Raw genomic sequence first — 19,887 nt, forward strand, 5'->3', positions numbered from 1 at the left:
ATGCGAGGTAAAGGGAGCCGCGATGCAGCCCTGCTATGTCTCCTTGACATTCGTTCCCCAGCGCCGGTGCAGGAAGCGCTCCCAGGGCGAGAACAGCAGGCGGTCGACGAGAAGTCCGATGACGACGATCACGATCATGATGCCGATCACCTGCTCCATGGCATTGAGCTCGCGGCCGTAATGGAGCAGATGGCCGAGGCCGAAGCCGGTGAGGATCGTCACGTAGATCTCCGCCGCCATCAGCGAGCGCCACGCGAACGCCCATCCCTGCTTCATGCCGCTGACCAGGAAGGGAAGCGAGGCCGGGAGGATGACGCGCGTCCACTTGTGGAAGCCCTCCGACCCCATGGTGCGCGCCGCCCGTGCATAGATCGGCGGGATGTTGCGCGCTCCGTGATCGGTCGCGATGATCACGGACCAGACGGTTCCCATGATCACGACGAACAGCATCGCGCCTTCCGTCTGGCCGAACCAGACGAGCGCCAGCGGCACCCAGCAGACGCTCGGCAGGGTCTGGAACCCGAGGGCGAGCGATCCGATCGTGTCTTCGAGAACCTGGGTCGTGCTGGTCAGCAGACCCAGGGGCAGGCCGATCACCACGCCGGCCGCATAGCCGATCAGAAGCCGCTTGAGCGTCACCCAGGTCGACTCGATCAGCGTTCCATCGAGCAGCGCGCCCCAGATGTACTCGGCCACGAAAACGGGCGAGGGGAGAAGCACGATCGACCAGCGCCCGCTGCGCACGGCGAGTTCCCACAGGCCGGTCAGCATGGCGAAGAACAGGAGGGCCACGGCGAGACGCTTCATTCGAAGACCGCTCCCTTCAACGTGCCTTTGAGCGCGGCCGCGATGGTGGACGTATAGCCCGCGAGATCACGGCTGTTGATGTCGCGCGGGTGCGCAAGATCGATCTGGAAGATCTGCGAGATGCGCCCCGGCGACGGCGACATGAGAACGACGCGGTTTCCCAGGCATACGGCTTCGCGCACGTTGTGCGTGACGAACACGATGGTCTTGCGGCTTCCCATCCAGATGCGCTGGATGTCGTCGTAGAGCTGGTCGCGCGTGAGCGCGTCGAGGGCGGCGAAAGGCTCGTCCATGAGCAGCACCTGGGGATCGGGAGCGAGTGCGCGCGCCAGCGCGACGCGCTGCTTCATGCCGCCGGAGAGCTCGTGCACATGCGCGTGCCTGAATTTCTCGAGGCCGACGAGCTTGAGAAAATGATCGGCGATGTCCCGGCGCTCGGCCCCCGTCAGGTCCGGCCGCAGCTTCAGCCCGAACATGACGTTGCCGAAGGCGTCGAGCCAGGGAAAAAGCGCCGATTCCTGGAACATGACGAGACGCTGGCGGCCGGGACCCTCCACGAGCTTGCCGTCGGCGAGCACCCGCCCTGAATCCGGCATGGTCAGCCCCGCCATGATGTCGAGGAGGGTGGACTTGCCGCATCCGCTCTGACCGATCAGGCAGACGAATTCTCCCTCGGCGACGGTGAGGGACACGTCGTCCAGGGCCTGCACGGTGGCACGCGATGACGTGAATCGCTTGAAGACGTTCTCCACGATGAGCTTGGCAGGCGCGGCCGTCAGGGACTCAGGGTGGGACAGCTCCATCAAGGCGCCTCGATCAGGCGGGAGAGGTCGGGCGTGTCGCGCAGGAAGCCCACCCGCTGGGCGCTGGTCACGAAGGATTGAAACGCCTCCCGGGTGGTGTCCGGCGTGATGACCATGCGGCTCCAGGCACGGGCGACGAGCTCGGGCGACATGTCGAGGCGGAACGAGGCCTGCAGTTCCTCCCGGGCCAGGCGCTGCGCCTCGTCGGGATTGTTCCGGATCCAGTCGGTGAGCTCGCGATGAGCGGCCACGAAGCGCTTGGCGAGATCGCGGTTCTTCGACAGGAACCCGGCGCTCGAGACGAGGATGGTCGTGATCGCATCCTTCTCCTCGACCAGCACCTTGCCGCCGGCCTCGGATTCGAGCCGCGACACCCAGGGCTCGACGGTCCAGACCGCGTCGAGCTGCTTGCTCTGGAACAGGGAGAGCTGATCCGGGTTGCTGGTGGGCACCACCTGGGCATCGCCGCCGGTCTGGGTGATGCGCAATCCGCCCGCGACGAGCCAGGCCCGGGCTGCCACGTCCTGCGTGTTGCCGAACTGGGGCGTGGCGATGCGCTTGCCCTTGAAGTCGACGGGCTTCGACAGGGTGGAATCGCCCTGGACCACAAGGGCTGAGCCGCCGTTCACGGCGCCGCCGATGACGCGGACCTCGGCGCCGCGGGAGCGGGCATAGGCGTTGAGCGCGGGATTGGGCCCCACATAGGTCAGGTCGAGGGAATTGGCGAAGATCGCCTCCATGGCGCTCGGGCCGGCATTATAGGTGTACCACTCGACCTTCACCCCTGGCCCGAGCCGCTCCGCGAACCAGCCGCGTCCCTGCCGCTCGAAGGCGCGGGCCACGAGGGCCTGCACATGGGTGATGTTGGGAAAATGCCCGACCCGGACGGTCGTGGATTGCTGTGCCGCCGCCGGATTGTGAGCCGTGACGAGCGACAACGCCGCCAAGAGAACCGTCAAGAGAAGAAGCCGCCATCCGTACCGCATCGGAGGATCTCCAGTGACATCGGATCAAGGCTAGGGGTTCCCGGAGGAAGGTCAATGGGACGCCCGGGGAGGCGCCCGGCAAGCTCAGCATTATTTCCGGAACGAGGACGCAATTCCTGAAAACCTGCGGCCTGGGGTGGAAATCATTGGTTTTCCAACAAAAAATGCGATGGTCGCGGGAAATCTTAACCGATCGGTAACCATAATGGGCGTCGAATAATAGGCATTACGTAGCGTAAGAAATCCGCGACAGCCTGACCCGCCTCCGCTCTCCGAACATGTTCTGCGGTTCTTCCGGGGAACCTGCTGGTGACGCCGTCGCAGGAGCAGCATTGTAGGGCGAGGAGAACCAAGGATGGCGAAAGTACTTGTCGTGACATCGGGCAAGGGCGGTGTCGGAAAGACGACCTCGACCGCGGCCCTGGGCGCGGCGCTGGCGCAGAGCGGCCAGAAGGTGGCGGTGATCGATTTCGACGTCGGCCTGCGCAACCTGGATCTGATCATGGGTGCCGAGCGCCGCGTGGTGTTCGACCTGATCAACGTGATCAAGGGCGATGCGAAGCTGGAGCAGGCGCTCATCCGCGACAAGCGCGTCGAGACCCTGTCTTTGCTCCCTGCTTCGCAGACCCGCGACAAGGACAACCTCACGGAGGAGGGCGTCGAGCGCGTCATCAACGGACTGCGCGAGAAGTTCGACTGGATCATCTGCGACAGCCCGGCCGGCATCGAACGCGGGGCGACGCTCGCCATGCGCCACGCGGATGTCGCCGTTGTCGTGACGAACCCGGAAGTCTCCTCCATCCGCGACTCCGACCGCATCATCGGCCTGCTCGATTCCAAGACGGAGAAGGCCGAAAAGGGCGAGCAGGTCGAAAAGCATCTTCTGCTCACGCGGTACGACAATGCCCGCGCGCAGCGCGGCGAGATCCTCAAGGTGGAGGACGTGCTGGAGATCCTCTCCATCCCGCTTCTCGCCATCATTCCCGAGAGCACCGAAGTGCTGCGCTCGTCGAACCTCGGCGCGCCGGTGACGCTCGGCAGCCCGAATTCGGCGCCGGCCCGCGCCTATCTCGATGCCGTGCGCAAGCTCCAGGGCGAGACGGTCGTCGAGGTGCAGAAGCAGCGCGGCCTGTTCAGCAAACTCTTCTCACGGAGGGCCGCATGAGCCTTTTCAGCTTCTTCAAGCGCAACACGTCCGCGCCCGTTGCCCGCGAGCGGCTTCAGGTTCTGCTCGCTCATGAGCGCACCATCGTGGGCGGAGCCGAGTCCGATCTCGTGGCGATCCTGCGGGAGGAGATCATGGCGGTGATCGCCAAGCACATGGCGGTGCCGCAGGACAACGTTCAGATCAAGATGGATCGCGGTGCCTCCGTGTCGACCCTCGAGGTCGATATCGAGATCCCGACCTCCATCGCCGCGGGCATGCGCCCCGCCGCGTAGCGACGACAGACGCTGGAGCGGCAGGCCCTCCCACCGGACGGCTGCCTGCTCCAGCCCTGTGCGGCAAGGGTGCGACGGCCGCCCGGGTTGTCCACCTCGAACGATGCTCAATTCCTTAAATGGCGCATCGTTCTTCGCGGACCCGAAGGGCCACGCCAGTGACCCGAAGGGCCGCGCCAGCGAATACCGGGTCCACTTTTCCGCACGATGCGCTATCTCTGCATCATCTTCGTTCCTCAGGAGAGGCGCTCGATGGGCAATGCTTCCTGGCCTGAACTGTCCTATCCCGTTTGGCGCGACACGGCGGCGACGCTCCAGCTCTGGACACAGATCGTCGGCAAGATCCGGCTGTCGCTCTCGCCCTGGCTCAATCACGGCTGGCAGGTGCCGCTCTACGTGACCGCAAGGGGGCTGGGCACGTCGTCCATCCCCGTCGGGCACGAGATCCTGGAGATCGAGTTCGACTTCCTGTCCCACCTCCTGCGCATGCGCATGAGCAGCGGCGAGGAGCGGGAGCTGCCGCTGCAGCCCCAGAGCGTGGCGGATTTCTATGCGCGGATCCGCGCCGTCCTGGAGGATCTGCGCATCGAAGTCGCCATCAACGAGATGCCGAACGAGGTGGCGGATCCCATCCGCTTCTCCGAGGATCGCGTCCATGCCTCTTACGACCCGGACGCCGCGCACCGCTTCTGGCGCGCGCTCGTTCAGGCGGACCGGGTGTTCAAGCTTTTCCGCAGCGGGTTTGTGGGCAAGTCCTCACCGGTGCACTTCTTCTGGGGCAGCTTCGACCTCGCGGTGACGCGCTTCTCCGGGCGGACCGCGCCCCTGCATCCGGGAGGGGTGCCCGGGCTCCCGGATCCGGTGACCCGCGAGGCCTATTCGCACGAGGTCTCGAGTGCCGGATTCTGGCCCGGCAGCGATGCCTTCCCGCAGCCGGCCTTCTACTCCTACGCCTATCCGGAGCCGCCGGGCTTCCGCGAGGCCGCCGTGCCGCAGGGTGCTTCGTTCGACACCACGCTGGGAGAGTTCATTCTGCCCTACGACACGGTGCGCCAATCGGCCGATCCGGATGCGCTGCTGCTCGACTTCCTCGTTGCGACCTACAATGCCGCGGCCGACGCGGGGCACTGGGACCGTGCGGCGCTCGAATGCGCCATCGGCGCGCCGGCGCGGGTGCGGGCGGTTTAGAAGCGCCGTTTCGCAAGGTGATGACGTTTCTCCTTCTCTTCGGCAGCTCTCGGAAGAGATGCGCGCCTATCCGGAATTGCCGTTGAAGTCACACGGGCGGCGCCGATTGCCACGTCTGCGCCACATACCCTCTCTAGCCCTAAGGCCGGACCAAGGCTCCGTCGTCGAGTGAATGTGCGAGGACCCCATGCAGGTTGGCGATCTGTCCCGGACCCAAACGCCGCGGGAGCCGCGCGACAATGCGGCCCTTCAGGCGATGCGCATTCTTCTGGTGATCGGCCTCATGAGTGCCGGATGGCTGGCGCTGTGGCGTTTCCAGGCGGGCAGTCCAGCCGCGGAGGGCATGGTGTCCGTGGCGCCGCCGGAGACCGTCATCGTGGAGACGCGCCCCGCCGCTCCCGCGGATCGGGCCGAACCCCTTCAGGTGGCCGATGCGGATGCATCGGTGCCGGCTGCCTTGCCCGTGAAGCGGCCCGCCATCGTGTCTCCGCCGGATCCCGACGAGGACGATCCGGAGTCCTTCCTCGCCGAGCCGGTCATCGATTCTGCCTCCCTGGACGCCTCTCGCGATCAGTCCCTCGCCGTTCTGAAGCAGTTCGAAGCCATCATCGGACAATCGTCCAAGACGGGAGCGACCAAAACAGGAGCGGCCAAGCCACCCGCGGATGCGCCCGCCGACATGAACATGACCGGCACTGTCACGCAGCAGGCGAGCCGCACGGCGTCCTATGTGCCTGCCGGCGAATCCGCCTCGGCCCTCGTGGATCTCAACAAAGGTTCCGTCGAGCAGTTGAACACTCTGAGAGGTGCAGGATCCCTCGGCCGCGCGATCGTGAGAGGGCGCCCGTACAAGTCCGTGGAGGATCTGGTGACCAAGAGGGTGGTGCGCCGCACCGCGTTCGAGCGGATCAAGGATCAGGTCACCGTGCAGTAGCTGTCGCGACCCGTCGCCCGCAGGCGTGCGACCCGCTTGCCATGGAACGACGGAAGGTGCTAAGCAGGTCTCATCAATCAGGGGTGCTCCGTATAGCCGGGGCTGAGATGACGGCGCGAAGCCGTTGGACCCTCAAGCTGATCTGGGTAATGCCAGCGGAGCGAGGTGACGATGTTTTCCGGCGCACAGATTTCCCTCTACCCGATGACCGACGATTTCGTCGACGTCATCCTCGGCGCCATCGGGGCGCTTGAACCGTATCGCCCCAATGTCCGCATCGAAACGGACGACGTCTCCACGTTGATCGTCGGCCCGCCGGAGCAGCTGTTCCCGGCCATGCGCGACCTGTTCCTCGCCGCGTCCCGCCGCGGCGTTCACTGCGTGCTCGCCGCCACCGTCTCGCGCGGCTGTCCGGGCGAGCCCGACGACCCGATCTGCACGCCGATCACCGGTTCGAGCCACGATCAGCCTCTCGCGGCGCGCATCGCGTCCGCCGTCCGGCACGTGGAGGCGGCGCCGCTGACCGGCCAGGTCGTGGCCGCGCAGTTCTCGCTCTATCCGCTTGGCAGCGGGCACCACATGGACGAGATCTACGGCTGTATCGACTTTCTCAAGGCATCGGGCGTGTTCGACCGTTCGAAGAACTTCTGCACCAAGCTGCGCGGCGATGCCGGCCCGGTCTTCGCCACCCTGAGCGAAGCCTTCCTGCGCTTCGGCGCCCCGCAGGGGCATGTGGCGCTCGATCTCAAGGTCTCGGCGAACAGCCCGAGCAAAGCGTAAGTCCTCGCACAACACTCTCGCCTCACATCAAGGAGCTTGTCATGTCCGTGACCCGTGGCTGGACATTGAGAGAGACCCTCATCGTCACCGTGATCGGCGCAGTGTTCGCCGTGCTCTATCTCGGCTGGGTGCAGGTGTGGCTGATCGCCCAGGCGGTGTTCGGTCCCCTGACGATGGACGTGGTGATGGGGTTCTGGTTCGTCGCCTCGATGGTGGCGGCCGCCATCATCCGCAAGCCCGGCGCGGCCCTCGCGGCCGAAGTGCTCGCGGCTGCCGTGCAGGTGCTGCTGGGAAGTCCGGCCGGCCTGCTGCTCATCGTCAGCGGCATCGTCCAGGGCGCGGGTGCCGAAGCCGTCTTCGCCGCAACCCGCTGGCGCAACTACTCGCTGCCGGTGCTGATGGCCGCGGGCGTGGGCGCGGCAATCTTCTCCTACGTCTATACCTGGATCCGGTTCGATTACGGGGCCCTGCAGCCGGCGCTGCTCATCGCGATGTTTGCGCTGCGCTGCGCGAGCGGCGCGCTCCTCGGCGGGTGGCTCGCCCACGTGATCGTGCGGGCACTCTACAGGACGGGCGCGCTCGCGGGCCTTGCGATCGATGTCGAGAAGCGCTCCGCCGCCGCCTGAACCCGCCGCGGAGTGGCGCGGGGTCGAGGTCGCCTATCCTTTCGCCAGGCGCCCTGCGATCGGGCCCATCGAGTGCCAGGTCCGGCAGGGCGAGCGGGTGCTCCTCCTCGGCCCGTCGGGCTCGGGCAAGTCGACGTTGCTGCTGGCGCTGACGGGTCTCGTTCCCGACAGCATCCCGGCGGAGGTGAAAGGCGACATCCGTCTCTTCGGCCGGGATGCCGGCTCGCGAAAGCCCTGGGACTGGGCGCGCCATGTGGCCCAGTACTTTCAGGACGCCGATCAGACGCTCTGCGGCATGCGCGTGGAGGACGAACTCGCGTTCGCGCTCGAGAACCGCGCCATGCCGCCGGAGGTCATCGCGCGGGCCGTCACGGAGGTCATGCGGAAGGTCGGCGTGCCGGAGGAATGGCGCCACCGTCCCTCGGCGCAGCTCTCGGGCGGGGAGCGCCAGCTCGTGGCTCTCGCCGCCACCCTGATCCAGGACGCGCCGCTGTTCGTCGCCGACGAGCCCACGGCGCATCTGGCCCCGGAGGCCGCGCGGCGCCTGCATGCGCTGCTGATCGCCCGCGAGGGCGGCCGGACTGTTCTCATCGTCGACCACAGGCTCGATGGACTGATCGAATCCATCGACCGCGTGGTCGTGCTCGGCCGCGGCGGAACCGTCGTTGCCGAGGGCGACCCGCGCCGGGTCTTCCGTGAGGAGCGCGCGCTGCTGCAGTCGCACGGAATCTGGTGCCCCGCGTCGAGCGCCCTCGACGCGGAGCTGATGCGCGCCGGCGTCGCGGCGCCCGTCGCCCCGTTGTCCGTCGCGGAAGCGCTCGCGCATCTCGATCCCGAGGCGGCATCTCCGGCCTGCCTCGACAAAGCGCGTCCCGCCGTCGAAGCCTTCGTGGCCTCCGTCGGTCCCTCCGTCATCCTGCGCGAGACCCCCGCGCTCGTGCAGTTGCGACAGGCCGAGTGCGCGCCGTTCCTCGGCCCGACCGTGCTGCGCGGCGTCGACCTCGCGATCCCCGAGGGCGAGATCCTCGGCGTGCTGGGGCGAAACGGGGCCGGCAAATCCACGCTGGGCCTGTGTCTCGCGGGCCTCCTGCCGCTGAAGGCCGGCACACGCCGGGGCCCGGCGGGCGGGTATGCCTTCCAGCGCGCCGAAAACCAGTTCACCGCCGGCACCGTGCATGAGGAGCTGCTGACCGCGCTGCCGACGCGGCTGACGGGGGACGAGAAAGATCGGCGCGCGGCGGCGGCGCTGGATGCCTGGGGGCTCGCGGCGCTTGCGCAACACCATCCCTTCGAGCTGTCGCAGGGCCAGAAGCGCAAGCTCGCCCTGGCCTCGCTCACGCTCTCCGACCGCTGGCCGCTCCTCGTGCTCGACGAGCCCATGGCCGGGCTCGACGCGTCCGGAGCCGCGCTGCTCATGCGGGAAATTCTGTCGTTGCGCGAGAGCGGACGCACCATCGCGCTGATCACTCACGACATGGACCTCGCGTTGAGGCTCTGTCCGCGTTCCATCGTGGTGGGGGAGGGAGGGATCCTGGCCGACGGCCCGACACAGGAGCTGATGAGCGACGGCGCTCTTCTGGCGCGCGCCGGGCTCACGGAGCCCGGATCGGCTGCCGCGACGCGATGGCTCAAGGCCGCGGCCCTGCGGATGGGGGCGCCGGTTCCATGCTGACATCCCTCAACCCGCTCTCGAAGCTCGCCGTCTGCTGCGTCTGGCTCGTCGCCGCCGTTCTGGTCTTCGATCCCCGGTTCCAGCTCGCGGCGATCCTGGCGCCCGCGCTCGCGCTCGTCGTCCTCCATCGCGCCTCGCCCGTGGCGCTGCTCGCCCTGATGGTGCCGTTCGCCCTGTTCGGCTTCGGATTCCTTACGACCAGCCTGCTGTTTCGCCGAGAGAGCGACTTCGCCCTGCTCATGGCGGGCGAGTCTCTTCTCGCGTCGCCGGACGTCTCGGCGGGCATCACCCTGTTCCTGCGGGCGCTCGCCTGCGGCATGATTTCGGTGTTCTTCGCGCTCACCACCGATCCCGGGCTCTTCGTGCGCGCCCTCATGCACCACGCGAAGCTCCCGCCGCGCATCGGCTACTCGCTGTTCGCCGCCATGCAGCTCGTGCCCGACCTCGCCGGCGAGGCGCAGCAGATGCGCCTGGCCCGCGCCATGAAGTCCGGACGCCGCCTGCGGCGGATTCCCGGCCCCGTCGAACTCATGAGCCTCGTCATCCCGCTGCTCGCCTTTGCGATCCGTCGCGCCGGCCGCACTGCGATCGCCATGGAGGCGAGGGGGCTCGGCCCCGATGCGCCGCGCACGATCATGAACGCGCCTGCGTTCCGGGGGCGGGATGGCGTCTTCGTTGCCGCGGCGCTCGGCCTGCTGGGGCTGTGCGGTGCCGCGGCGCTGGTGCGTGTCTGATCGGCCGGGCGGCGCGAGGGCAAGAAATTTCCCGCCGCCCATTCCCGGAGCGGCATTGTCCCGCTACAACTCCGTCACCTCCTCGCAGAACGGATCACGAGCCATGGCCGCCAGCGTTACCGACCGTTTCCTCCGCTACGTCGTCATCGATACCCAGTCCGACGCCAGATCCCAGTCCCAGCCGTCGACGGAGAAGCAGAAGAATCTCGGCCGCCTGCTGGTCGAGGAGCTCCAGGAGATCGGGATCTCCGACGCGCATCTCGACGAGCATGGCTATGTCTATGCGACCATCCCGGCGACCACGAGCAAGAACAACGTACCGGTCATCTGCTTCTGCGCCCACATGGACACGGCGCCGGACTTCTCCGGCACCGGCGTGAAGCCGCAGGTGATCCGCAACTACCAGGGCGGCGACATCCGGCTGCCGGGTGACGCGAGCCAGGTCATCCGTGTCGCGGACCATCCCGTGCTCAACGACCTGATCGGCCACGACATCGTCACGTCGGACGGCACGACGCTGCTCGGCGCCGACGACAAGGCGGGGATCGCCGAGATCATGGCGGCGGCCGAGTTCCTGATCAACAACCCGGACGTCCGGCACGGCACGATCCGTATCCTCTTCACCACCGACGAGGAGATCGGCCGCGGCGTGGACAAGGTGGATCTGAAGAAGCTCGGGGCGGATTTCGGCTATACGCTCGACGGCGAGACGGCCGGCACCATCGAGGACGAGACCTTCTCGGCCGACGCGGTCGAGATCGCCATCAAGGGCGTGGCGATCCATCCGGGCTTCGCCTACGGCAAGATGGAGAACGCCGTCCGGATCGCCGGCGACATCATCGCGCGCCTTCCGCGAGAGATGGCGCCCGAGACGACGAAGGGACGCGACGGCTTCATCCATCCGACCGGCGTGACCGGCGTGATGGAAAAAGCCAGCCTGGGCTTCATCATCCGCGACTTCACGGAGGAGGGGCTCAAGAGCAAGGAGACGCTCCTGGAGGGCATCGTCAAGGAGGTGATGCAGGCCTATCCGGGCTCCAGCCACACCTTCACGGTCAAGGAGCAGTACCGCAACATGAAGGTCGTGCTCGACCGGAAGCCGGAGATCGTCGAATACGCCGTGGAGGCGATCCGGCGTGCCGGCATGGAACCGGTGCGCGGCAGCATCCGGGGCGGAACGGACGGTTCGCGCCTGTCCTTCATGGGGCTGCCATGCCCGAACATCTTCGCCGGCGGCCACGCCTTCCATTCGCCGCTCGAGTTCGTCAGCAGCCAGGACATGGAGAAGGCCGTGACGACCATCGTCGAACTCGCCAAGCTCTGGGAAGAGCGCGCCTGACGCGTCGAGGACCGTGAGCCCCCGGCAGGGCCGGGGGCCCTTGTCGTCAGAGCACGAAGTCGGCGGCCATGAAGGTGTGGGCACCGAGTGCCTTGATCGTGAAGTCGGCCGTGCCGTCGCCGTTGACGTCGCCGGCCACATAGGTGTTGCCGCTCGACTGATACGCCTTCAACTCGCCGGCCACCTTGTGGAAGCCCTGCGCGCCGATGAACGTGAACGCCTGGTTTCCGGACACGCGGGTGTTGGCGTCGATGCCCGACAGGCTGATCCTATCGAAACCGTGAACGAAGTCGTTGACGGTGTCGCCGTTGGCTTCCGAGGCCGTGTCGAACACGAAGGTGTCCTTGCCTTGGCCGCCCCAGAGCACGTCCCGGCCGCCATTGCCGTTGAGGGTATCGTCCCCGGACGTGCCGTACAGCGTGTTGTTGGAGCTGTTGCCGACGATCGACTGGCCGGTGGTCGTGGGCGTCGTCGGAGTGGTCGGGATCGTGGTGCCGACATCGTCCGCCTCGGCCCGCTCGAGGGCATTCGGCGTTCCGAAGTTCTGCGTCACGAACACGACCTTGTAGCCGTTGATCGTGCCTTCCTTCAGGCCGATGCCGATTTCTTCGTACGAGCCGTTGACGATGTTCGCATAGTGGCCCGGCGAGTTCATCAGATTGGTGTGCAGCTGGCGCACGGTCGCCTCGGTGAGGTCGCCGCTCACATAGGCGATGTTCTCGCCCCAGCCCTGCCATCCGTAGCCGGCCGTGGTCATGCGGGTGCCAGCGCTCGAGCCGTTCACGCCCGTATGCGAGAACGTGTCGGTCTGATCCATCCATGCGCTGTGAGCGTCGGAGGAATCGAGAAGTTCGCCGTCGAAGGTCAGCGACTTGACGCCGGCACTGGTGCGCGCCTCGTTGACGAGCTGCAAAAAGTAGGTTTCCAAATTGGTTGGTGTCGTCATTCTCGAAATGCCCCTTGGAAAAACATCTTAGGCTTACATTCCGCCGCAATATCGGTCTTTTCGGACGTCGGAATGCACCACCGCGCATGGCCCGCCAATGTGTTGACAATGTGATGGGCGCGGCCGCGTCCTCGCACCGACGCGCGGCAGGGTGCGGGGCGTTAACGGATCATTCACCATACGAACGGGAAATGGCACGTGCCGCATGCGACGGCGGGGATCCTGCGTTAGGTTAAGCGAGTTCCCAGGACAAACCGTTCATTTCGCACGATACCGCGCGGGCACGATCCATTATGCTGCGTTTCCTCATTCTCCTCACCCTCGTTGCCGTTTTCCTGCATCTCTACGGGCCGATCCTCTTCGGCCGCGGGCCCCTGTTGGGGAAACTCAAGCGGATCCCGATCCAGATCGGCGTTTTCGTCGTTCTGGCGCTCACGACGATCAACGGATTCCGGAGCGGTGCGCCGGCCTCCGATCCGCAAGTCGCCGCGACGCAGGCGGCGCCCGATGTGGAAACGACTGCGGCGATCGCGAAGCCGATCGTCGTCGAACCCCTGCTGCCGAAGGATGCGGCCGCCGCGTGCGTGGAGCAGGCGCTCAACGAGGCGCGCGCCACCGAGGACGTGGTCGGGCAGACTTGGCTGTCGTCCGTCGAGGGCTTTCTCGAAACGGCGCCCGGCGAGGTGACGGTCCAGTTCGCCGTCGGGCCGCGGGTCGGGCCGCCGAAGGGGCCGCAATGCCGGTCCGAGGCGCGCCTGACCTGTTCCGTGGCCGGCCGCGACGTCAGGCCCATCACGCCGGTCCACATGACAGGCGCCCAGATCTCCTGCTGAGGGCGGCCCGAGCCGGCGCGGCTTCCACGGCGCGCGCTCGATCAAGCAGAGTTCAACGGCCGCGGGTTGCAAAGTCATGGACATGACCCGCCTGTCGGTTATGTGAGACCCCATGGGCGGCCCCCGCCGCCGGCCTCGCACCATGGGAGACCTGATCGTGACCAAACCAACCCGACGCCAAGCCCTTCTCGCCGGCGGCGCCCTCCTGGCCGGAGCGGCCCTGAACCTGGCCCCCGCCGCCGCCCAGACCTTCCCGGTCCGCCCGATCACCATGGTGGTGCCCTTCGCGGCCGGCGGCTCCACCGACGTGGTCGCCCGCATCATCGCCCAGAAGATGTCCGAAGGGCTGGGCCAGCAGGTGATTATCGAGAACGTCGCCGGCGCCGGCGGCAGCACGGGGGCGGCCCGGGTCGCCAAGGCCGAGCCCGACGGCTACACGATCCTGATGGGCACGGTGGCGACCCACGCGCTGAACCCGCTCATGCTCAAGCGCAAGCCCTATGACGCCGTGACGGACTTCGCGCCGATCTCGCTGCTCGTGGTCGTGCCCAACGTGCTCGTGGTTCATCCCAGCCTGCCGGCCAAGACCGTGCCGGAGCTGATCGCGCTGCTGAAAGCCGATCCGTCGAAGTACAACTATGCCTCCTCCGGGGTCGGCACGCCCCTGCACCTGTCCGGCGAGCTGTTCAAGAGCATGGCCAAGGTGTCCATGCAGCACATCGCCTATCGCGGCTCAGGCCCGGCCCTGAACGACGTGGTGGCCGGCCAGGTGCCGATCATGTTCGACAACCTGCCGTCGGCCTCCGAGTTCATCCGGGCGGGAACGCTGCGCGGGATCGCCGTGACCACCAAGGAGCGAGTGCCGTCCTTCCCGGACATGCCGACCATCGCCGAGGGCGGGCTCGACGGCTACGAGACCTATTCCTGGAATGCCCTGTTCGCTCCGCCGCAGACCCCCAGGGAGGTCATCGACCGGCTCAATGCCGAGGCTCTCAAGGCCGTAAAGGATCCGGCCGTGCAGGAGCGGCTGAAGACCTTCAGCGCCACCGTGGTCGGCTCCACGCCGGAGGCCCTGGGCGAGCACGTCAAGACGGAGATCGCCAAGTGGACCCCGGTCGTGAAGGAAGCGGGCGTTCAGATCGACTGATCCGGCCGTCGTCCATGACACCCTCCCGGCGGCTCCGCGGCCGGGGGGACCGACGCCATCGTTCGTCCGGGCACGCGCGCGGCTTCAGTGCAGCGCGGCCCTGATGCGCCGGATGGTCGACTGGAGAAGCTCGATCGCGGTTTCCGTCCGGTCTCCGCCGGCGAGCATCGCCAGGGACGCATCGCCGCGGCTGACCATCGCGGTCTCGAGCACGGCGTAATAGGCGAGATCCCGGGTCCGGCCGCTGGCCTCCTCCCGGAGCGAGCTGATCGCTTCGATGATCCCGAGGGATTGCCCGCTGCCGACGAGGTCGCAGGCCTTCTTCAGGACGCCGAGGACTGTGGTCTCCATGACATTTTCCCCACTTCGACCGGGTTCGGCCCGGCCTCGATCCGTTGTGGTGTCGAAGGCCCGGTGGCCCCCGAGGGCAAGGATAACATAACGCCCTGCCATGGAACCACGCCGATTGTCGCGCCGGGTGGGCCGGCGAACGGCGGCGCTCCGGCCTACGCCGGAGCCGGAGCGTCGTCGGTGCGGGAAAGCGTCAGCGCGCCTTCACCGCATGGTCGGTGAAATCGCTGAAGAGACCGTCCACGCCCAGGGCATAGAAGGCCTTGTACTCCGCCGCCGGGTCTCCCTTGAAGTCCGATGTCAGGCGCTTCGGCTCGCTGCGGAACGTCCAGGTGAACACCTGAAGACCGGCCGCATGGGCGTCCCTGACGACGCTGGAGGGCTCGGTGAGCACGCGGTCGCGCTCGTCGATCGCGCCGTCGCCGTTGAGATCGTCCGGCTTGCCGTCGCTGTTCCGGTCGACCTGCCGGCTCGCCAGGATGTAGGGCTTCCAGGGCGCAATGATGTCGGCATAGGTCTTCACCTCGGCCAGCCCCTCCTTGGTCAGGAGGTCCTGGTTGGTGCGCTTGTCGCCGATCACCACGAAGTCGTAGGGCTGCGCGTAGGGCGCCTCCATGACCATCCTGCCGTCCTTGTCGACGTCGGCCCCGTCGACGAGCTGCGCCAGGCGTACGTCGATCCGGGTGTTCAGGTATTTGAGGTTCGCCGTCTCGAAGCTCTGGATCACGACGGGCGCGTCTTTGGCCGTCCAGCCGGCCTTCGTCAGCACGGCCACGAGGCGATCCTCGATGGGCAGGCCGATCGCCGCATGGAAGGTGGGATGCTTGGTCTCAGGCGCGATGCCGATGCTGCGCCCGCGGGCAGCCGATTCCGTCTTCACCAGGTCGATCACCTCGTCCAGGGTCGGGATCTGGAACTGGCCGTTCTTCGACTGGTCGCGATCCGCCATGGCCTGCTTGGCGCGCAGCTGCTTGATCTCGGCCAGGGTGAAGTCGCCCGCGAACCAGTCGGTCGTGTCGACGCCGTCGACCTTGCGGGTCGTCTTGCGGGACGCGAATTCCGGTCGGGTGGAAACATCTGTCGTGCCGCTCAGCATCGGCTCGTGACGGGCCACGAGCACGCCGTCCTTCGTCACCACGAGATCAGGCTCGACGAAGTCGGCGCCCATCTCGATGGCCAGCTTGTAGCCCTCGAGGGTGTGCTCGGGGAGATAGCCGCTGGCGCCGCGATGGGCGACCACGGTGGTGCGCTCGCCGGTCAGGGTCTTCTCCTGGGCGGCGGCCGGTCCGAGCAGCGCGGGCAGGGAGACGGCGAGCGTACTCAAAATGGCAATGGGCTTCATGGATCCTGTTCCTCCTGGCCGGTCACCTGCCATCGAACCCGTGACATCCCGATGACGGAATCACGAGCCTCTTGGGCGGGCCGGCGGGAGAGGGTCGCACGGGCGCGGCGAGCACGGAACAGGCGCGACGGAGGAGGGACCGCCTGGTGACCGTTCGCACCGACCTCCAGCGACCCGATCGGAGAGCCCACCGGCACGATTTCAGGGTTATCCCTGCGCGACATTCAGGGAATGCCCTGATTCGCACGCATGAGGGATGATGGTACGATTCCCGCGCGATGCCCGAATGCTCAGGAACCGGTGCGTCTCACAGCAATGCCGTCGCGGCGCACCGTCCCCACCCGTCGATATCTCGGCAAGCCACGCCGGATTCCATGCCCAATGCACGGGCGCTGACCAGGGAGTGACCATCCATGTCCCGGCTTCTCCACCATCCCATCATCGTGTCTGGCATCATGCTCCTGACGGGCGCCGTCGGGATCGCAAGCGCCACGACGAACGCCTTCGCGATCACCGAGCAGGAGGCGCAGGACATTGCCGTCGAGGCCTATGTGTACTTCTACCCGCTCGTCACCATGGACGTGACGCGCAAGGTCTTCACGAACATCGAGCCCGGAAAGCGGCCCGGCCAGGGTCCGATGAACATGTTCAACAACGTGGCCGCCTATCCGCCTCCCGAGGACAAGATCATCGTTCGGCCGAACTTCGATACGCTCTACTCGGTCGCCTATCTCGATCTCTTCAAGGAGCCGGTCGTCGTCTCGGTGCCCGACACGGGCGGCCGCTACTACCTCCTGCCGATGCTGGACATGTGGACGGACGTGTTCGCATCCCCGGGCTGGCGCACGACCGGCACCCGGGCCGGCGAATTCCTGATCGCGCCCGCCACCTGGCGGCCCGATCTGCGCGAACGGTTCGACGAGTTCCGCCTGCCAGCCGGCACGCAGCGCATCGACGCGCCGACCCCCTATGTCTGGATCATCGGCCGCACCAAGACCGATGGTCCGCCCGACTACGAGGCCGTTCACAAGATCCAGGCCGGGTTCAAGATCACGCCCCTGTCCGAATGGGGACGGCCCCCGAAGGCGCCCGAGGTGAAGATCGACCCGAACGTCGACATGAAGACGCCGCCCAAAGTGCAGGTCGATACCATGCCGGCGCTCAGATATTTCACCTATGCGGCCGAACTCCTGAAGACCAACGGACCCCATGAAACCGACCAGCCGATCCTCGCCCGCATGAAGCGGATCGGCATCGAGGCAGGCAAGAGCTTCGATGCGGAGAGGATCGATTCCGTGATCAGGAAAGCGCTCGAAGCCGCGCCGGAAAGCGCCCAGAAGCTGATGGAGTGGAAGGTGAAGACGCTCGCCCGCGTGGCGAACGGCTGGTCGATGAACACGGACACGATGGGCGTCTACGGCAATTACTACCTCAAGCGCGCGATCGTGGCGCAGTTCGGACTCGGCGCGAATCTGCCGCAGGATGCGGTCTACCCGCTCAATCTGGGCGACGAGCAGGGCAGGCCGCTCGACGGAGCGAACCGCTATGCGATCCACTTCGAGAAGAACGACATGCCGCCGGTCGGCGCCTTCTGGTCCATCACCCTCTACGATCCTCAAGGTTTCCCGATCCCCAACGACCTCAACCGCTCCGCGGTGAGCAGTTGGATGCCGTTCGCCTACAATGCCGATGGTTCGCTCGACGTGTATTTCCAGACGGAGAGCCCGGGCAAGGACAAGGAGGCCAACTGGCTTCCCGCCCCGAAGGGAGAGTTCAACCTGACCATGAGGCTCTATGCGCCGATGTCGGATGTCCTGACCGGCAAGTGGAACCCGCCCCCGGTGACGAGGCTCGAAACCACGTCGAGCCTTACGGCCCAGTGATCGGCCCGCGGCGCCGGCGAGCCGGAAACCGGCAGCAGGACCGGGATTGACAGGCAGTCGGTCCGGCGCGGTATCGGTAGGCGCGTCGGCTCGTCCCGAGGGTGAATCGCCCGGGATGCGCCGATGCGGGCCGCGCCGGCCGGCGCATAGGGGAGAGCGGGTTTTGGTCAAGCGGATTGGTTCACAGGCCTGGCGGGTCCAGGTGTCGGACGACGGCGCCATCGTGGCGCTGGGAATCCGCGCCGATACGGGCAGGGAATATGAGGTCCTCATCGGTGCGGTCGATTCGACGCCCCTCGTGACGGACCTGCTCCGCGAGATGGTGCGGACCCACAGGGGCAAACCGCCCAGGACCTTCGGGGCGGATGCCGGGCCCCATCATGCCAAGAGCGTGCCGGTGCAGCCCCTGAGCACGCGGATCGAGCAGGGCGGCGGAGACCCCGTCCTCGTGCTGGATTTCGGCGGAACGGTGCTCAAGGTCGCGGTCGATCCCGCGCAGCTCCGGCAGGCTCTGTCCACGGTTGAGACGTGAGCCCGCAGCGCGACCCGCCCCGCAGGCTCGGGGCCGCGATGAAGAGGAAGCGTGATCGGCGCGCGGCCGATGACGCTCCCACTCCGGCAGAACTTACCCGAACGGGAAGAGATGGTCGACGTCGACCGCGGTGTTGACGGCCGTCTGGTTGATCAGGTTGGTGGAGATCTGGAAGTTGAAGTCCGGCGAGTGATCGTAGCTGCCGGAATCCACGAGCGTGTCGGGATCGTGGATGGCCGCCGCCTGGGCCGATTCCGCATCGCCGCCCAGGGCCGTGTTGACCGCCGTCTGGTTGACCACGTTCGTGTCGAGCTGGACGTTGATCTCCGGGCCGCCGGACGACCAGTCCCAGCTGTCGCCGGTGTCGAAGATGGTATCGGGATCGTGGATGGTGGCGAGTTGAGCGGATGACGCATCGGCGCCGACGCCCGTATTGGCCGCCGTCTGGTTGATGTCGTTCAGGGAAATTTGAAAATTCGGCATGAAATGTCCTTTTCAAGTCGGTGTTGCGCCCAGTACCGCCCGAGAGATCTTCTCAGTTGGCGATCGTTGAACCTTGAACGACTTTCGGCACCAGGGCTGTGAACCGCGTCACAAGCCGACGCCGCCCGTGGGGAGAGTCGGTGTCGATCGGGCCTTGCTGCGTCATCCCGCCGCGAAAGCCGCCTCGGTGAAAGACGATCGCGGGATGCGAAAAGGCCCTCCCAGGGAGCTGAGAGGGCCGGGATGGGGCGCCGGGCCAGAGCATCGGACGTGAAAAGTGGACCCACTTTTGGGATCGATCCGATGCTCCCCGCCTCAAGGGGCGCATCGTCCGGGACCCTGTCTTGATCGCCCGGCCGATCCACCACCCCGTCATCACCGGGCTTGTCCCGGTGATCCCGATACGGTGAAGCGCCGCGCTTCGAAGGATCGGGATGGCCGGCGAGAGCAGGGTGATGACCGGCCGGCCATGACGGGGGGAGGGTCGCGCCACTGCAATGGTCACCCGCCACGTCATCACCGGGCATGTTCCGGTGATCCCGATTGTCCGATGCTCCCCTTTTGGCTGGCGCATCGTTTGGCGCGGACCCGCAGGGCCGCGCCAGCGAATACCGGGTCCACTTTTCCGCACGATGCGCTAGTGTTCTGTCACTGACGGGCGATTCCGAAATCTGGTCTGACGTGCGATGCTGCCAGGATGGGCAAGATCGAACGCATTGAGGTTCCCGCCGCTGATCGGGAGCGCCTGGAGACCCTCGTCCGCGACCGCAACACCCCTCAGAAGGTTGTCTGGCGGGCTCGGATTGTTCTGCTGACGGGCGAGGGCCTGCGCGCCACCGAGGTGGCGGCTCGCGTCGGCACGAGCACTCTCACCGTGCGGCGCTGGCGCCGCCGTTATACGCAAGCTGGCGTCGAAGGGCTTCTCAAAGACGCGACCCGCCCACCAGGGCGCAAGCCCCTCACGGCCGCGGTGATCCAGCGCGTCCTCCATCTGACCCTGCACGAGAAACCACCGCGCGCGACCCACTGGAGCGTGCGTTCGATGGCGGCTGCGGTGGGCC

At 66.7% G+C, this 19,887-nt stretch carries 21 protein-coding genes and 1 riboswitch; of the genes, 14 read left to right on the forward strand and 7 right to left on the reverse strand.

The genetic code is table 11. From position 1 onward, the window contains the following. Positions 1-33: 33 nt before the first annotated feature. The 3 genes from NF876_RS09360 to NF876_RS09370 are packed head-to-tail and all read right to left on the reverse strand — an operon-like array spanning position 34 to position 2,596. Positions 34-807, reverse strand: coding sequence for an ABC transporter permease (locus NF876_RS09360; RefSeq protein WP_262268527.1), 774 nt, complete (start codon positions 805-807; stop codon positions 34-36). After that, entirely contained in the window at positions 804-1,610 is an 807-nt protein-coding gene (locus NF876_RS09365; RefSeq protein WP_262268528.1) for an ABC transporter ATP-binding protein, read from the reverse strand. The genes NF876_RS09360 and NF876_RS09365 overlap by 4 nt, the downstream gene beginning before the upstream one ends. After that, positions 1,610-2,596, reverse strand: a complete 987-nt coding sequence (locus NF876_RS09370; protein ID WP_262268529.1) for an ABC transporter substrate-binding protein — start codon at positions 2,594-2,596, stop codon at positions 1,610-1,612. Before NF876_RS09370 ends, NF876_RS09365 begins: the two co-directional genes overlap by 1 nt. A 355-nt stretch (positions 2,597-2,951) precedes the next feature. Between NF876_RS09370 and minD the strand changes: the two genes are divergently transcribed. The 9 genes from minD (at position 2,952) to pepT (ending at position 11,309) form a co-directional block, all read left to right on the forward strand. Continuing rightward, positions 2,952-3,761 (forward strand): septum site-determining protein MinD, encoded by an 810-nt coding sequence (minD, locus tag NF876_RS09375; protein WP_262268530.1) that lies wholly within the window; start codon positions 2,952-2,954, stop codon positions 3,759-3,761. Continuing rightward, on the forward strand, positions 3,758-4,036 hold the full coding sequence (minE, locus tag NF876_RS09380) for a cell division topological specificity factor MinE (protein ID WP_173948874.1): 279 nt from the start codon (positions 3,758-3,760) through the stop codon (positions 4,034-4,036). The genes minD and minE overlap by 4 nt, the downstream gene beginning before the upstream one ends. A gap of 252 nt (positions 4,037-4,288) precedes the next feature. Beyond that, on the forward strand, positions 4,289-5,224 hold the full coding sequence (locus tag NF876_RS09385; protein ID WP_262268531.1) for a DUF5996 family protein: 936 nt from the start codon (positions 4,289-4,291) through the stop codon (positions 5,222-5,224). Positions 5,225-5,411: 187 nt separating this feature from the next. Next, positions 5,412-6,158 carry a ComEA family DNA-binding protein gene (locus NF876_RS09390; RefSeq protein ID WP_262268532.1) on the forward strand — a complete coding sequence of 249 codons (747 nt, stop codon included), beginning with the start codon at positions 5,412-5,414 and terminating at the stop codon, positions 6,156-6,158. Positions 6,159-6,227: 69 nt separating this feature from the next. Next, positions 6,228-6,339: riboswitch (TPP riboswitch) on the forward strand. After that, complete coding sequence (locus NF876_RS09395) at positions 6,330-6,938, forward strand: YkoF family thiamine/hydroxymethylpyrimidine-binding protein (protein WP_262268533.1); 609 nt, start codon at positions 6,330-6,332, stop codon at positions 6,936-6,938. Its footprint overlaps the riboswitch before it by 10 nt. Before the next feature lie 41 nt (positions 6,939-6,979). After that, positions 6,980-7,564 carry an ECF transporter S component gene (locus tag NF876_RS09400; protein WP_262268534.1) on the forward strand — a complete coding sequence of 195 codons (585 nt, stop codon included), beginning with the start codon at positions 6,980-6,982 and terminating at the stop codon, positions 7,562-7,564. Continuing rightward, the gene (locus tag NF876_RS09405; RefSeq protein WP_262268535.1) at positions 7,536-9,236 is read left to right on the forward strand and encodes an ABC transporter ATP-binding protein; all 1,701 of its coding nucleotides are present in this window, start codon (positions 7,536-7,538) and stop codon (positions 9,234-9,236) included. Before NF876_RS09400 ends, NF876_RS09405 begins: the two co-directional genes overlap by 29 nt. Then, the gene (locus NF876_RS09410; RefSeq protein WP_262268536.1) at positions 9,230-9,970 is read left to right on the forward strand and encodes an energy-coupling factor transporter transmembrane component T family protein; all 741 of its coding nucleotides are present in this window, start codon (positions 9,230-9,232) and stop codon (positions 9,968-9,970) included. Before NF876_RS09405 ends, NF876_RS09410 begins: the two co-directional genes overlap by 7 nt. A 103-nt stretch (positions 9,971-10,073) precedes the next feature. Continuing rightward, complete coding sequence (gene pepT, locus NF876_RS09415; RefSeq protein ID WP_262268537.1) at positions 10,074-11,309, forward strand: peptidase T; 1,236 nt, start codon at positions 10,074-10,076, stop codon at positions 11,307-11,309. Positions 11,310-11,355: 46 nt separating this feature from the next. On the opposite strand, the gene NF876_RS09420 is transcribed toward pepT, so the two are convergent. After that, positions 11,356-12,255: a CAP domain-containing protein gene (locus NF876_RS09420; RefSeq protein WP_262268538.1), complete on the reverse strand. Its 900-nt coding sequence runs from the start codon at positions 12,253-12,255 to the stop codon at positions 11,356-11,358. A 293-nt stretch (positions 12,256-12,548) separates the two neighbouring features. On the opposite strand from NF876_RS09420, the gene NF876_RS09425 reads away from it, so the two are divergent. Then, complete coding sequence (locus NF876_RS09425; RefSeq protein ID WP_262268539.1) at positions 12,549-13,088, forward strand: hypothetical protein; 540 nt, start codon at positions 12,549-12,551, stop codon at positions 13,086-13,088. Between the two features lie 142 nt (positions 13,089-13,230). Beyond that, positions 13,231-14,235 carry a Bug family tripartite tricarboxylate transporter substrate binding protein gene (locus tag NF876_RS09430; RefSeq protein WP_262268550.1) on the forward strand — a complete coding sequence of 335 codons (1,005 nt, stop codon included), beginning with the start codon at positions 13,231-13,233 and terminating at the stop codon, positions 14,233-14,235. Between the two features lie 84 nt (positions 14,236-14,319). On the opposite strand, the gene NF876_RS09435 is transcribed toward NF876_RS09430, so the two are convergent. Further along, the gene (locus NF876_RS09435) at positions 14,320-14,586 is read right to left on the reverse strand and encodes a hypothetical protein (RefSeq protein ID WP_262268540.1); all 267 of its coding nucleotides are present in this window, start codon (positions 14,584-14,586) and stop codon (positions 14,320-14,322) included. Positions 14,587-14,779: 193 nt separating this feature from the next. Further along, positions 14,780-15,928 (reverse strand): glycerophosphodiester phosphodiesterase, encoded by a 1,149-nt coding sequence (locus NF876_RS09440; RefSeq protein WP_262268541.1) that lies wholly within the window; start codon positions 15,926-15,928, stop codon positions 14,780-14,782. A 413-nt stretch (positions 15,929-16,341) separates the two neighbouring features. On the opposite strand from NF876_RS09440, the gene NF876_RS09445 reads away from it, so the two are divergent. Together NF876_RS09445 and NF876_RS09450 are read left to right on the forward strand one after the other, a co-directional pair. After that, the gene (locus NF876_RS09445) at positions 16,342-17,811 is read left to right on the forward strand and encodes a DUF1254 domain-containing protein (RefSeq protein ID WP_373696639.1); all 1,470 of its coding nucleotides are present in this window, start codon (positions 16,342-16,344) and stop codon (positions 17,809-17,811) included. 163 nt (positions 17,812-17,974) lie between these two features. Beyond that, entirely contained in the window at positions 17,975-18,343 is a 369-nt protein-coding gene (locus NF876_RS09450) for a hypothetical protein (protein ID WP_262268542.1), read from the forward strand. 93 nt (positions 18,344-18,436) lie between these two features. Here the strand turns inward: NF876_RS09450 and NF876_RS09455 are convergent, their stop codons facing one another. Next, a complete protein-coding gene (locus tag NF876_RS09455; RefSeq protein ID WP_262268543.1) occupies positions 18,437-18,826 on the reverse strand; it encodes a hypothetical protein in 390 nt (129 codons plus the stop codon). Between the two features lie 697 nt (positions 18,827-19,523). Here NF876_RS09455 and NF876_RS09460 point away from each other — a divergent pair. Continuing rightward, positions 19,524-19,887 (forward strand): helix-turn-helix domain-containing protein (locus NF876_RS09460; protein ID WP_262268544.1); only part of this gene is annotated, 364 nt, incomplete at its 3' end.

The sequence above is a fragment of the Microvirga yunnanensis genome (assembly GCF_025460875.1).

What these genes read in the sequence shown, in the direction of transcription:
- pepT (WP_262268537.1), top strand. Translation starts at nt 10,074, where the DNA reads ATGGCCGCCAGCGTTACCGACCGTTTCCTCCGCTACGTCGTCATCGAT.
- NF876_RS09365 (WP_262268528.1), bottom strand. Translation starts at nt 1,610, where the DNA reads ATGGAGCTGTCCCACCCTGAGTCCCTGACGGCCGCGCCTGCCAAGCTC.
- NF876_RS09390 (WP_262268532.1), top strand. Translation starts at nt 5,412, where the DNA reads ATGCAGGTTGGCGATCTGTCCCGGACCCAAACGCCGCGGGAGCCGCGC.
- NF876_RS09455 (WP_262268543.1), bottom strand. Translation starts at nt 18,826, where the DNA reads ATGCCGAATTTTCAAATTTCCCTGAACGACATCAACCAGACGGCGGCC.
- NF876_RS09440 (WP_262268541.1), bottom strand. Translation starts at nt 15,928, where the DNA reads ATGAAGCCCATTGCCATTTTGAGTACGCTCGCCGTCTCCCTGCCCGCG.
- NF876_RS09435 (WP_262268540.1), bottom strand. Translation starts at nt 14,586, where the DNA reads ATGGAGACCACAGTCCTCGGCGTCCTGAAGAAGGCCTGCGACCTCGTC.
- NF876_RS09425 (WP_262268539.1), top strand. Translation starts at nt 12,549, where the DNA reads ATGCTGCGTTTCCTCATTCTCCTCACCCTCGTTGCCGTTTTCCTGCAT.
- NF876_RS09445 (WP_373696639.1), top strand. Translation starts at nt 16,342, where the DNA reads ATGTCCCGGCTTCTCCACCATCCCATCATCGTGTCTGGCATCATGCTC.
- NF876_RS09385 (WP_262268531.1), top strand. Translation starts at nt 4,289, where the DNA reads ATGGGCAATGCTTCCTGGCCTGAACTGTCCTATCCCGTTTGGCGCGAC.
- NF876_RS09420 (WP_262268538.1), bottom strand. Translation starts at nt 12,255, where the DNA reads ATGACGACACCAACCAATTTGGAAACCTACTTTTTGCAGCTCGTCAAC.
- NF876_RS09395 (WP_262268533.1), top strand. Translation starts at nt 6,330, where the DNA reads ATGTTTTCCGGCGCACAGATTTCCCTCTACCCGATGACCGACGATTTC.
- NF876_RS09400 (WP_262268534.1), top strand. Translation starts at nt 6,980, where the DNA reads ATGTCCGTGACCCGTGGCTGGACATTGAGAGAGACCCTCATCGTCACC.
- NF876_RS09410 (WP_262268536.1), top strand. Translation starts at nt 9,230, where the DNA reads ATGCTGACATCCCTCAACCCGCTCTCGAAGCTCGCCGTCTGCTGCGTC.
- minE (WP_173948874.1), top strand. Translation starts at nt 3,758, where the DNA reads ATGAGCCTTTTCAGCTTCTTCAAGCGCAACACGTCCGCGCCCGTTGCC.
- NF876_RS09430 (WP_262268550.1), top strand. Translation starts at nt 13,231, where the DNA reads ATGGGAGACCTGATCGTGACCAAACCAACCCGACGCCAAGCCCTTCTC.
- NF876_RS09360 (WP_262268527.1), bottom strand. Translation starts at nt 807, where the DNA reads ATGAAGCGTCTCGCCGTGGCCCTCCTGTTCTTCGCCATGCTGACCGGC.
- NF876_RS09405 (WP_262268535.1), top strand. Translation starts at nt 7,536, where the DNA reads ATGTCGAGAAGCGCTCCGCCGCCGCCTGAACCCGCCGCGGAGTGGCGC.
- minD (WP_262268530.1), top strand. Translation starts at nt 2,952, where the DNA reads ATGGCGAAAGTACTTGTCGTGACATCGGGCAAGGGCGGTGTCGGAAAG.
- NF876_RS09370 (WP_262268529.1), bottom strand. Translation starts at nt 2,596, where the DNA reads ATGCGGTACGGATGGCGGCTTCTTCTCTTGACGGTTCTCTTGGCGGCG.